11 protein-coding genes and 1 tRNA gene are annotated in these 12056 nt (G+C 57.2%); 2 read left to right on the top strand and 10 right to left on the bottom strand.

Features of this window, described 5'->3' with window-relative positions:
* Positions 1–496: 496 nt before the first annotated feature.
* Positions 497–569: transfer RNA gene (locus tag IPM54_25485), tRNA-Arg, on the top strand.
* Between the two features lie 271 nt (positions 570–840).
* Here the strand turns inward: IPM54_25485 and IPM54_25480 are convergent.
* The 9 genes from IPM54_25480 to IPM54_25440 form a co-directional block, all read right to left on the bottom strand.
* Positions 841–1995, bottom strand: coding sequence for a site-specific integrase (locus IPM54_25480; protein MBK9263143.1), 1155 nt, complete (start codon positions 1993–1995; stop codon positions 841–843).
* A 665-nt stretch (positions 1996–2660) separates the two neighbouring features.
* Positions 2661–2933 (bottom strand): hypothetical protein, encoded by a 273-nt coding sequence (locus IPM54_25475; protein ID MBK9263142.1) that lies wholly within the window; start codon positions 2931–2933, stop codon positions 2661–2663.
* A gap of 299 nt (positions 2934–3232) precedes the next feature.
* A complete protein-coding gene (locus tag IPM54_25470; protein ID MBK9263141.1) occupies positions 3233–4039 on the bottom strand; it encodes a hypothetical protein in 807 nt (268 codons plus the stop codon).
* Positions 4039–5082 carry a DUF3696 domain-containing protein gene (locus IPM54_25465; GenBank protein MBK9263140.1) on the bottom strand — a complete coding sequence of 348 codons (1044 nt, stop codon included), beginning with the start codon at positions 5080–5082 and terminating at the stop codon, positions 4039–4041. Before IPM54_25465 ends, IPM54_25470 begins: the two co-directional genes overlap by 1 nt.
* Before the next feature lie 56 nt (positions 5083–5138).
* Positions 5139–6539 (bottom strand): DUF262 domain-containing protein, encoded by a 1401-nt coding sequence (locus IPM54_25460; GenBank protein MBK9263139.1) that lies wholly within the window; start codon positions 6537–6539, stop codon positions 5139–5141.
* Between the two features lie 787 nt (positions 6540–7326).
* Positions 7327–7836: a protein kinase gene (locus IPM54_25455; protein ID MBK9263138.1), complete on the bottom strand. Its 510-nt coding sequence runs from the start codon at positions 7834–7836 to the stop codon at positions 7327–7329.
* Between the two features lies 1 nt (position 7837).
* The gene (locus tag IPM54_25450; protein ID MBK9263137.1) at positions 7838–9010 is read right to left on the bottom strand and encodes a site-specific integrase; all 1173 of its coding nucleotides are present in this window, start codon (positions 9008–9010) and stop codon (positions 7838–7840) included.
* Between the two features lie 13 nt (positions 9011–9023).
* The gene (locus tag IPM54_25445; protein ID MBK9263136.1) at positions 9024–9272 is read right to left on the bottom strand and encodes a hypothetical protein; all 249 of its coding nucleotides are present in this window, start codon (positions 9270–9272) and stop codon (positions 9024–9026) included.
* Positions 9273–9357: 85 nt separating this feature from the next.
* Positions 9358–10140 (bottom strand): hypothetical protein, encoded by a 783-nt coding sequence (locus IPM54_25440; GenBank protein MBK9263135.1) that lies wholly within the window; start codon positions 10138–10140, stop codon positions 9358–9360.
* Positions 10141–10467: 327 nt separating this feature from the next.
* Between IPM54_25440 and IPM54_25435 the strand changes: the two genes are divergently transcribed.
* Positions 10468–11019: a hypothetical protein gene (locus IPM54_25435; protein ID MBK9263134.1), complete on the top strand. Its 552-nt coding sequence runs from the start codon at positions 10468–10470 to the stop codon at positions 11017–11019.
* Between the two features lie 350 nt (positions 11020–11369).
* Here IPM54_25435 and IPM54_25430 read toward each other — a convergent pair whose 3' ends face one another.
* Complete coding sequence (locus tag IPM54_25430) at positions 11370–11960, bottom strand: hypothetical protein (GenBank protein ID MBK9263133.1); 591 nt, start codon at positions 11958–11960, stop codon at positions 11370–11372.
* Positions 11961–12056: the final 96 nt, after the last annotated feature.

The following is a 12056-nucleotide window of genomic DNA, read 5'->3' as shown; positions in this document are numbered from 1 at the left end:
TGGATTGCATCGCCGGCCTTTCGACAATTTGCTTTCGGCATTGCATTTTCGATCGGCGCACGAGCGGGCGCGTGTTCCTGACAGGTGCGGCTTCTGGGGTAGCTTGGTTGCGGATCGAACGGGATTGCGAATACGTATGTGTAAGCGACGCCTGTGGAAGGTGGCTGACGACGGGTTATTCGGAGGTCGGTCGAAGCCGGCGGTGATTGTGGGGATAAGCGCGGGCGTTTGTGGAGATTGGGGCTCGGGACGAGAGTGGTTTATCGGATGAGCGGCGTCGGTGAGCGAGGGCGGAGAATGTGGGGCAAGCGGGATGGAGTGCATCATTATGCGGAGGCGGCGCGTGTTTGGAGGAGTGGTCAGGGCCAGAGGCGCTGACGCGAGGGAGGTGGTTGGCCGCGCGCGAAATTGTTTGGAGGCTCACATTGCAGTGCTCATGTCGAAGACGCTTGACGGAGCTGTCTTGTCCGCGTAGGATTCGTCGGAGTCTCGGCCCGCCCCAGTGGCTCAGTGGATGAAACGGCGGTTTCCTAAACCGTTGGTCGCAAGTTCGATTCTTGCCTGGGGCGCCTATCATTTCAAGCACTTAGCGTGCCGGTGGTTCGGTTAGGAAAAACCGTCCGGAACCCTGTTGCCCAACTGTTGCCCAAGCTCTCACGAGCGACCAAGGTCGTCAGGACCCTCTGAGCGTGTCAGGAAGTGCCTGAATCGTAGGGTTTGGGTGACGTTGCGTGGCGTCCAGCGAGGGCGGATCCGTTGCCCAACTGTTGCCCACGGCGTGGAAAATCGCCTATGGATCAAGGCAAATTGATCCAATGACGATGTGCGTTCGGTCGCCCGCTACGCGGGGGCGTTCGCGGGCGAGCTGGACGGCAGGCGACCGCGAGCAGCGATCTTCCGTGCAGCATCCTCGAGGTCGGCCTTGAGGAAGTGCACGTAGCGCTGCGTGGTGGACAGGTGCACGTGCCCCGCCATGCGCTGCACGACGTGCACGGGGATGCCGGCGCGCAGCCATGACGTGATGGCATAGTGCCGCAGGCTGTAGATCGACCAACCTTCGAGGCCCGCGCGGTGAATGACGCGCTCGAAGGCTTGATCGAGCCCGAACTGGCCCCACGGGAGGCCAAGGTAGTTCGTCGCGATGTGGCCATCGCGATCGCCGTGCATCTCGGGCGCGAGCACGCGAGCGAGCTCGGGCGAGATGGGCACTTCGCGCTGTCCGGTCTTGGGCGTGTGGATTTCGCCGTGGGACCAGCCGCGGCGGATGGTGATGAAGCCGCCGACGGGTTCGCCGTTTTCATACCGGAGCTGGACGTCTCGACGCCGGAGCGCGCGGACTTCGTTGGGGCGAAGGCCGGCGTCCGAAATGAGCGTGAAGCTCAAGCGGTGCGACTTGCGCGCGTGGTCGAGCAAGAGGGCGACTTGCTCGTCGGTCGGGATTTCGAGCACGCTTTGCCCAATTTTCTTGAGCGTCGGCATATTCGCCGGCATGGCCGGGATGTATTGCCGTGACGCTGCGAAACGCAGCAATGAGCGGAGCACAATTTGGATATTGTTGCGCGTGCTCAATGCGAGCGTCCGCTTGGTCAGCTCGAGGTCCAGCTGGTCGGCAGCTCGACCATCGACTTGCGTGATGGGCAATGCGCCGAATTTGGGGAGCAGCTCGCTTGCGAATACCGCGTCGTATCCCTTCCTGGTTGTGATTTTGAGGTCGGTGACCATGAAGGTTTGGCGGAACTCGTCGACGACTTCGGCGAACGTCTTGACCAATTCGGGTGGATTCCGTGGCAACGATTCGCTTTCGGCGTCGGGTTCGTACGGCGAGCCGTACCGCGCGATATTGAGCAGGTAGCGTTTCTCCTCCGCTTTGGCTGCCGTCATGCTTTGCGCTTGGGCATCTTTGCGGAAGCGTTCTTGGCGCCCGTTTTTCGTGGTGTATCGGATGTCAATGACCAGGCACGGTTTCCCGCGCCGCTGAGACTTGCGAACGGCCATGATGGTCCTTTCGGCTCGGCTCAGCCACGCTGCGATGCGGGAGGGTGTAGCACGTCGGCGTGCAGCACAGCAATGTCCTGGTTTGAAAACCTGGATGCGAGCGCATGCTGCGGATAGAATCATTTTGGCACGCAGACAGACGCAACGACGAAAAGCAAGAGCAAGCGAAAAAAACGGGACCGTTGCTATTATGTATCCCCTTGAACTTGACGGCTGCGCATGTCGGGTGCCCGCGGGCGGTCGAAGCGGCTCTGTAGGTGCCGTTGCTCCCCTTGCCGGATGGCTCAAGGTGCGAGGGGCAGTGACGCATCGCATGCGCGTTGGTTTACACGCAAGCTCACTTGCATGGGATTCGGATGAAAGGGTCGTCGTAAACGAGAGCGTAACAGCGCCACGGGCCCAACGGCACTCCAATACATCGCCGATCGGCACCATGCCGGACTTCGTAAGGTTCCCACGTTACCCCGATACACCTACGATATCGATAGATTGAGCCCGGATGATGTCCCATTCCGTCGGCCACCAGGAAGGCGTCCAAGTGCATCGAGGCGAGAGTAAGTCCGGCTACGGGGATGAGCACTGAAGCGCCGATACCCAGGAACGTGGTTCTCCAGATGCTCATCTCCATTTGCTCCCTTGTAGCGCTTCTCCTAGCCAGCGCTCGATCACCAGCCGATCTCCTCGTCCGAAGCTTTGTATCCGACTTGAACGACTGGTAGCTGCGACAGGTCTCCCTCGGCGTCCACATCCAAGTACGATTTCAGGAACACTTCCGTACCGCGACGCTTCGAATAGTCCGTCGCCAATTGATCGCCCCACGATAGCGCGTCGTTTGCGGCAAGCGCTTCAACAAGGAAGCAGGCCGGCCATTCATAGTCCTGGTCATCCGGCGGCATGTCGGTGTTCCGAAACCAGACAACGTACAAGTATCGCTTCACTTCCGCACCTTGCTTGCTGGGGCCGTCCCGCCGAGAGGAGCCGCGCTGACTGTCGCCAGCAGCAGCTCCTCTTGTATTGTCGTGTCGGCGTCGCTCTGCGACGAGGTAGTCCGTCGGCGAGCAAAGGATCGTTAGCGGCACGCTTCACCCAGACGTTTCGCCGAGCCGAATATCCTTTCGATTCAAGAATTTTTGCAATTGGTGGTTTCGGATGCGGCCATAACGATGTCCTGTTGTCATTAGGATCAGATAGACCTCGACGCGAGAGACACCCCTTGTACTACATGTCGACGAAGATGTTATCCCTTCCGAGAATGTGCGAATGAAGACCCATTGCGTAGCAATTCGTAATGTCTTGGTAGTTTTTGCTCGACCTCGCTTTCGGCCATGAGAAACCCGTGATACGTGTTCTCCTCAATGCGATGAGCATGGAAAACATAAAACCGGCCTTCGTAATATCCAACGGCGCGCTTCTCGCCAGGCACCGAAACCGCTCGATCGAGCACCTGCTGCGCAATCTCGCCCTTCAAGTCCATCGGTGCGTGGTGACTGTCCTCATCGTTGCCACGGTGATGCTTTTTGGAATGAGCCTCATACCATCGTCGTACACCTCGTACGTCGTCTTCCTTCACGACATGGCGCAATTCTTCCGCCGTCGGTTGAACACCGTTTTCTCCGTACCAGACGGTGACGGGGCCGCGAGGAAACTGCTTCGATTCGGCAAAGCTCAACAGAATTGCGCGAAAATGTACGGCCCCGGCCAATCCTGAACCCTCCGCCGGTTGTTGCGAATCAGCATTACCCACGCAACACGCATGCTGTACATTACGCAGAAAGGTTTCAAGAAAGGGACCCTTGCGGAACAGCCGAATCAACACACCGCGAATGATATCCGTCTGGCGTGGACCTCGGTCGACCAACCATTGGTGAACGGTTTGATCCTTCGACAGTTGTCGATTGCAGAGATCTTCGTGTACGAGCAGCTCCTGGCGAATCGGTTCGAGCGCCTTCAGCGCATCCGCCATTTCCTTCATGAGCGTATCGCAATGCTGGGGCGATGACGCCTGACCTTCGACGGACATTTCGTTAATGACAAGGTAGTCCATCAAAAAAGCTCCATGAGGTCCTTCTCAGCTTGATCGAAGAAGCCATCGGGCCAGGGAGTGATACCGCCATCCGGATAGATCTGCGGCGTGACCAGCTTGCCGGCGGATTCAAAAAAGTGCAAAGCACCATTAAGAACATGGTCGCTGTGCGTCTCGATGATGACCTGAATCCCCGCGGCAGCTGCCCGAGCCAAAAAATATCCAATGCGCGACTGACCGAGGGGATGAAGATGAGCCTCGGGATTCTCGATCATGACCAGACTGCCCTGTTTTGCGACGAGAGCCGCCACAACCACGGGCAGCGTATAGATGATGCCGAAACCAATGTTCGTCGGGCGAACCGGTTTGCTCGTTTCCGTTTGCAGCATGACCCGCACTTGATCCGCAGATGTAAGTGCTTCGAGCTGCATCTCGAATTTGGGGACGATTGTGCGCATCCAGTAGCGCGTTTGGGCATCGAGCTTCAACGAAACCTCGCGCTCATCCTTATCCTGATAAGCAAGGGCCGCACAACCGATAGATTCATCTCGTTGTCGCACGAGCACGTGGGCTGCGTATTGGCCTTTCACACCTACGTATGTGCCATCTCCACGCAGCTCTGCCATCGGATACAGCAGGCGTGGCCCCTCCCTCTCCGCATTCAAGTAATTGAACTGCGGCGCAAAGAGGTTCATATCCTCAAAGTAATTAATGGGTTCTTGCGTCGGTATGTGCAGCAAATGATCATTTTCAATCGGTACTTGGGCCTGAGTGCGAAGTAAATAGTCCTCTTTTTCGGCGGTTCGATACAAGAAAGGAAAGGTAGACTCTCGCCGCTGGTCGTCTTGTAAAGCAAAACGGATCACGTCGTCGGCGGCTTGTTCACAAAGGACGTCCCCTGCGGTCCCCACATTGGTCAGGTTGCTGCTCAACAGCAATTCTCCACGTTGGAGCGCGCCATGATAATGCGATTGCCGCAAGAGCAGGAGCGCTTGCATGACGCTCGACTTGCCCGATGCATTCGTACCAGCAAGCAGCGTGAGGGGACCAAGTGGAAGTTCCACGTTTTGGAAGCACTTGAAATTCGAGCTGTAGGTTGCGAATCATTTGACGACCTTTTTCAGCAGCTTGTCGATCGCACGAAACCGCGTGTGCACCGCGCCGGGACTGCCCGTGCCCAAGAAATTGATTTATTAAATTCGACCTGGTTCATGAGTTCGATGAAGCCATCCACAATGGCTTCCTTGGATCGCTCGAGGGCCTCGAACGAGTAGCTTTGCAACAAGACCGACCAAACTTCGAAAAGGGGTTTGCTGATTTGGGTGCGTCGACCGTCTCGTTTGTACATCTTGCGGAACGCGTATCGTCGAAAACCATCTCGGCATGCTTCATTGCTCTCTGAAAATCCCTCTTTCTGCCGCGCGAGCAGCGCCTCGTCGGCGCGATTGATCCGCTCCATTGCTTCCGACAAGAAGCCATCGAGGTTCTGTTGAAGGCTGCGGCCACTCTTCGTCCGGATGTCCGTACGACCGTACGTTTCGTAGCTGGTCATGTAAAACGCTGCAAAGCGCAGCGCACATTCTCGATCATCCATCCGCAACGAGCTGATTGAGCCTTCGGTGGCTTTGATAAATTCGTCCAACTGCGCGAGTTCTGCCAGAAAGGATGTCGCCCGCCCCTGGAAGAGCGCATGGCGTATCTCTTGTGGCGTAAGCACCAAACCACCCGTATTGACACGGCTGAACACGGTAAACTTTACTTCCGGCGGCGTTTCGGGTCGAATGACGTAGAGGTTCAATTCGGTATCTTCGATCTGCCGTTGCAAATTTCGCGGAAGCTCATCGAATCGCTTGCCTTCCAGTTCTGCAAAAAATTCCAGGTTGGTCAACGGCAAATCACGTTTATTGAAAAATCGATCCAGCGTCGTTAGGCGCTGAAGTCCGTCGACGACCAACCATTTGTCGTCCAGCGTGGCGTCCAGGTAAAACGCAGGCAATGGAATACGCAAGAGAATGGATTCGATCAATCGACTTTGACGAACCGAATTCCATACGAAATTGCGCTGAAAATCAGGACGAATGTCGATGTCACGTGACTCGACTTTCCGCATGACTTGGAAAATACTCATCATGCGCTGCTCGACGCGAATCGATGTTGGATCAAAAGGCTTGAATACGGGGTCTGGCGGTATGGGCGGCGGAGAACCCTCTTCGGTGTCCGTCGAAACGGATGGCAGCTCATCGGCCAGCGTGTCCTCAGTCTCGGTGCCGATGGCAGGTTCCACTTCTTCCAGATACGCGCGCCCCTTGGGGGTGATCCGCCATCCGGGTTGCGCCTGTTCGGCCCAACCCTCATCGACGGCGTTGCGATTTACGAACGTGCGCAACGAAGCCTGACCCTGCTGCGACAGGACAAGACCGTCGGGGAGATTGCGGGTTACCGCTTCATAAATCTGCTGCGTTGTCGCCGTACCGCCGTGCGCAACCATCGCCTCGAGCGCGATTTGGATTTGACGGTCCATCGTCAGTCCGCCTTCGGCGCCTGTTACTTCGTGCTTGTCACTCAAGGGATGACGCTCGCTTTCTTGAATGTTCGGATAATTTGCTGGGGCCGCCGTTGCGCTTGTGCAAGTCGATCTTGGGCGAACTTTTCCATGGTCGTCGCGATGCTGTCAAGGTGTTCGTAGCCCGGTGGGTAGGCGATGTCCCCGACTGGCCGCCATGAGGGCAAGGGTCCACGACAGGTGCCTGCTTTTCGTATGCCCGTGCGCCTACTGAGTCGAGTCCTTCGGGGGCTTCCCGAAGTTCGTCGCGCGAGAAGCCGAAAACCGCCAGCGATGCGGACAGATCGAGTTCGAGTTCATTCAGGGGCAGCGGTTCCTGCCGACACACTACACGTTCGGTATAAATTTGGAGGGCACGTTTGCAATTCCGGACGTTGTTTTTGGTCCACCGAGAAACATTTGTGTCACAATTCCCAAAAGCAATGCAATCAAGTGAACGTCTCCCGGGCTGCAATTCGCCGACATCAAAACGGAATGTCGGCTCCGGGCGAGCTCGCGTCCACCCTTGAATTTCGGCCAAGTGCGGCATCTACCTCTTGTGCGTGCGATTGCGCCCATCTCACTCCTGCGTCGGCAGGTCTAAAGCACGTGTACATTTCGTCTCGATCTAATTCCTCTTTGCTTTCGACCAAGCCAAGCTCGTTGAGTCTTCGCAACGCCAGTGAAAACTCATAGCCGCTAAGCGAGGATCCTCGGCGAAGCTGATAGACACTGCACCACTCCGTGTCCGTAGGGCAATCAGCTATTACTTGTACGAGCGTGACGATCTCAGGGCCAGTAAGCGTGGTGTCCGCCCGCGTCTGCAGTTCTTTCCTGGCACGGATCGTACGATCATTCCTTCTGGCAATGCATTGAAGAGTTCCGATGCATTTTGAAATCGTTGAGCAGGATCAAAGGAGCACGCTTTGCGTAATACCTCGTCAAGGCAGTCCCAAAGTTGGCTGCTAAAAATGGGCGATCGGGAGCATTGGCCCGGGCCCATACCGCTTGGGAGTCCGCGTGCAAAAACGAATTCGATCGTTTTTCCGAATGCATACACATCCGATGCTGCGGTGTGTTTGCCCATCAACGATTCGGGGGCCCGATAGGCCGGCGTACCGACCACCTCATGTGTGGCAGTGAGCTGTCCCTGCTCGGCTTCCGGAGTCGCCACGCCGAGGTCTGCGAGCACTGCCCTCATCGGATCCGGCGGGTCAAGCATGAGGAGGACGTTGGCTGGTTTGATATCGCGATGCAGTATTCCTCGCGCATGCAAATTAGCGAGTGCTTTGCATGCTTCCCGCAAAGACTTCAGTCGCCCTCATCGCCCCTCGCCCCCTCGCCGCGATCTTCCGCGCTGCATCTTCGAGGTCCGCCTTGAGGAAATGCACATACCGCTGCGTCGTCGACAGGTGCACGTGCCCCGCCATGCGCTGCACGACGTGCACGGGAATGCCCGCACGGAGCCACGACGTAATCGCGTAATGGCGCAAGCAGTATACGGACCACCCCTTGAGGCCCGCGCTCTTCATGACACGCTCGAACGCTTGCGCCAAACCGTGCTGTCCCCACGGCGTGCCGCGATGAGTGACCGCGACGTGGCCATCGCGGTCGCCGTGCATCTCGGGCGCGAGCACCTGCGCGAGCTCCGGCGAAATCGGTACTTCGCGCTGGCCCGTCTTCGGCGTGTGCGTTTCGCCGTGAGACCAACCTTGACGGATGGTAACGAACCCGCCGACAGGCTCGCCATTTTCGTATCGGAGCTGCACGTCTCGACGACGGAGCGCTCGGACCTCGTTCGGGCGAAGGCCGGCGTCCGACATCAACGTAAAGGCACACCGATGCGATTCGCGCGCATGCGCGAGTAACACAGCCACTTGCTCGTCGGACGGTATTTCGAGCACGCTTTGCCCGGTTTGCTTTAGCGATGGCATGTTCACGGGCACCGCCGGAATGTAACCCCTTTTCGCGGCAAACCGCAGTACGGACCGTAAAACGATTTGCACATTGTTTCGTGTGCTCAATTTGAGTTTTCGTTTGACCAATTCGAGGTCCAACTCTTCGGCGGCTCGAGCATCGACCCGCGTAATAGGCAGCGAACCGAACCTTGGAACGAGCCTGCCCATGAGAACCGCATCGTATCCCTTTCGGCTCGTAATCTTCAATCTCGCGACCATGAACGTTTGTCGGAATTCGTCGACGACATCCGCAAAGGATTTGGCGTCATCGGCTGCAATCGAATTCGCTGTTTCGTTTGTTGCAATGGGCTCGTACGGCGAACCATATTGCGCAATATTGATCAGGTAGCGCTTTTCTTCCGCTTTGGCTGCTGCCATGGTTTGGACTTGCGCATCCTTGCGAAAGCGAATCGAGCGCCCGTCTTTGGCCGTATACCGAATATCAATAAACAAACACGGTTCTCCGCGCCGGCACGATCGACGAATGGCCATGACAAATCTCCCCTCAATTTACTCCAGATTCGACTTCGGGCAAACCCCACGCATCGGAAAAACGTACGCGCCAGATCCGCCCAAACTTGCGTGCTCGTACGCCGTCGAGGCGCGCTTCCGTGGCGCCATCCGAGCCCCGTGTCGCACGTCGCTCGAGCGCCTTGCGCAATGCGGCGACGGTCATGCTCAAATGCGCGGCGGCACGTTCGAGGGGCAACCATGGACCATGCTCATGGTTTGCGTCAGTGTTCTTTTTCGACACGCAAAACCCCTTTCCTCGTCGATCATGCGAACGACGAATACCTGCGTTCATCTGTGCCATCACTCGCGCTTGCGGCGATACTCGATTACGTCGGTATGCCAGCCCATCTCAAGATTGGGGCCAATTTCTCCAGCGAGTATTGCTCCGAAAGCTTTTGCATCGATTCGCTCACGTCGGGCAACGGAGGCGTTGCAATCGATTGCAGATCGTCCCGAACTGCGGCATTGGAATCCCTTTGCGTGAACCGATAAGGCTTGGGATGACTCGACGACGTCGCGGAAGCGGATGGCTCCGTCGTCGGCGTCGCACTCGGCTGTGCGGGATCCGGTGACCTTCCCGGCACGGTCGACGGCGTCTTCAGCGCAGCCGACATTGCCATCGCAGCGAGCTCCTCCGTCGTCATAGGTCCGGAGCCGCGTTCTGGAGCCTTTTGTACTGGCGCGACCGCACCCGTATTCGGTTGTGGCGCGGGAGCGGGCTTTGCTTTTCGTTTCTGCTCGCCGAGATCCGCTCCAATCACTGCCATCCGCGACGCAAGCGCACCATTCGCAAGGTCGTGAAAAAAATTCCCGACCTTTTGCGCCGTTTTGTTGAGAGAAAAGCCCAAGCACGCCGCGACTCCGTGAAAGAGGCAGGCGACGCCTGCATCGATCGGAATGCCCCAAATGTTCGCTTTCTCTCCCAGATATCCCCGCAGGTAGCCCATTCCGAACGCCGAGCTCGTCACCGTCAAGCTCGTACGGACCTCCGACACGAAATGAGCGTCGCGCGCCTCGAGCTCGTTGACGCGCCGCTGCTCCTTGTCCGCAAGGGCCCGGTACTTGTCGAGCAGCTCATCGACCTTTTTTGAATCCAGCGACGAACCCATGCGCACCTCGCTGTGAGTAGAGAACGCATACGACGTTCGATGTGGCGTGCAAGCGCAAAATCATCCCCATGCTGCCGCCCAGAGGCACCGGCGGCAGCATCGATCCCATCGCGCCGGCACAATGGTGGCACTATAGATGCGAATGATTTCGCATAGTTGGTGCTGCCGCCAGCCTCGCACTGTCGGCACAACGAAGAAAGTGTTAGCCTCTCGATTGCCTTGACACGACGTTGCGGTTGCCACTTGCAGCGTAGAAATGGGCAAACCCGCAAATTCTCTCGTTTCTCTCAACGGTTCGTTCGTCATAACCAAACGAAGGGGGGCTCGATGAAGACGTATCTCACTCGTCGCGAAGCCGCTCAGAAGTACAAAGTTTCAATCGCGAAACTCCGCAGATGGGAGGCAAAGGGCTCGCTACGTCGCATTGACGCGTACCGTGTCGACCACAAGACGAACAAAGCTGGTCCAGCCATACAATGGGTGTACGACGAGGCCGAGATCGAAAAACTCGTGCAAACATCGCCGCCAAGCCTCGAGCGTCCACGCAACGTGACAGAAGCGAAGGTCTTCGACCTCTTTGCGCGCGGTAAGAACCTAGTCGACGTGGTACGTCAAACGAAACTTCCGCTCAAATCGGTGCGGATGCTCAGGGACGCCTACGTTCAAGAAACCGGGGGAATGTTCGTGCCTGAATATGTTTTGCGTGCGATTCGGAAGCTCGGCATTCAGGTTGAATCGCCCGAAGAGATCTACATCAGACTCGAGCTGTTATTGAAAGGTTACCGTCAAGCAAACTTCGAGAAGGGCCAACTGGAGCAGGTTCTGAAGAAGCATTGTGGGGAAGCAGTGCTCAAAACGGTGCGAAGAAAGCCGGAATGATCGCGCATCAACAACGTGTGTTGCTCGGGCAAACGTGCGTCTCGACGAATTCAACTGCCGCTCGGCGGGTTGGGCAACTCGCGCGCACGTCGCGTTGTGTGTGCCATGCACAAGCGCGCGTACGTGTCAAGAGGCGCTGTTGCACGGTTCCGACACGTCGTCGCTCGTGACCGACCGTCGATCGACGCAGCGTGACGTTACTGTGCTCGAGCTGCGTCACGAGCACCAGCTCGACGCCTTCGTCGACCACATGTGCAGCTTCCACGATAATGGTCGTGTGGGATACTCTGCTCAGAAGGTTCGTCGAATTGACACAAATGACGGACACACGAAACATTGATTCCCGAGCGTTACTGCAAACATGTATAGGGACCATACCGATAATACTTCGGTCTGGAATCCAGCCGAACGTGTAGCCAATACACGCCCATTCCAGCCGTGCTCACCCAAAGGGGTCGATCGCTGATACGGGCCAGGACCGCTCGACCCAGGGCGCTCAGCAGCGTGTGCACTTGCGCTTGCGGAGCGCCGCGAACGAATGCTCCGAGGTGAGTATACCGTATCTGTTCCGCAATTGGGCAAGGAACGACCAGCATTGCGTCGCGCCCCAAATTCTCGAAGGTAACAATCTCGCTCCCGGAGGCATCTTTTCCGAAGTGTTCGCTGAACGCTTGGACTTCCGGCAGAGCCATTGCAAGCGTTGGCGCGTCGGTGACGACGTACTCGAACCCGCGTTCCGCCGTATCGGCAGTGAGCGGCGGCGTCTCCCAGAAGAAAGCGGCAAATGGCACGGCGCAAAGTTCGTCGATGAATGCTGAACGAAATGGCACGCTTGATAAGCACAGCTCGTACGCCTTGCGTGTGGAGAGCCGTGCACCATTCCAATGAATGATGCTCTTGCGTGTGCGGGAGTCCAATTGCTTCGTGTCAGTGGACCACATATTTGCAGGCTTACTTCCTGGTTCGTCGGGCAAGATAACATGTCAACGTTTGGGCGCAGAAGATAATTCGCCGGGTCAGGTTCATTTGTCCGATGA

The sequence above is a fragment of the Polyangiaceae bacterium genome (assembly GCA_016715885.1).
Classification (GTDB): Bacteria; Myxococcota_A; Polyangia; order Polyangiales; family Polyangiaceae; genus Polyangium.
Note: the sequence above shows the minus strand (reverse complement) of the source record. Positions and strands in the feature narration are given on the sequence as shown.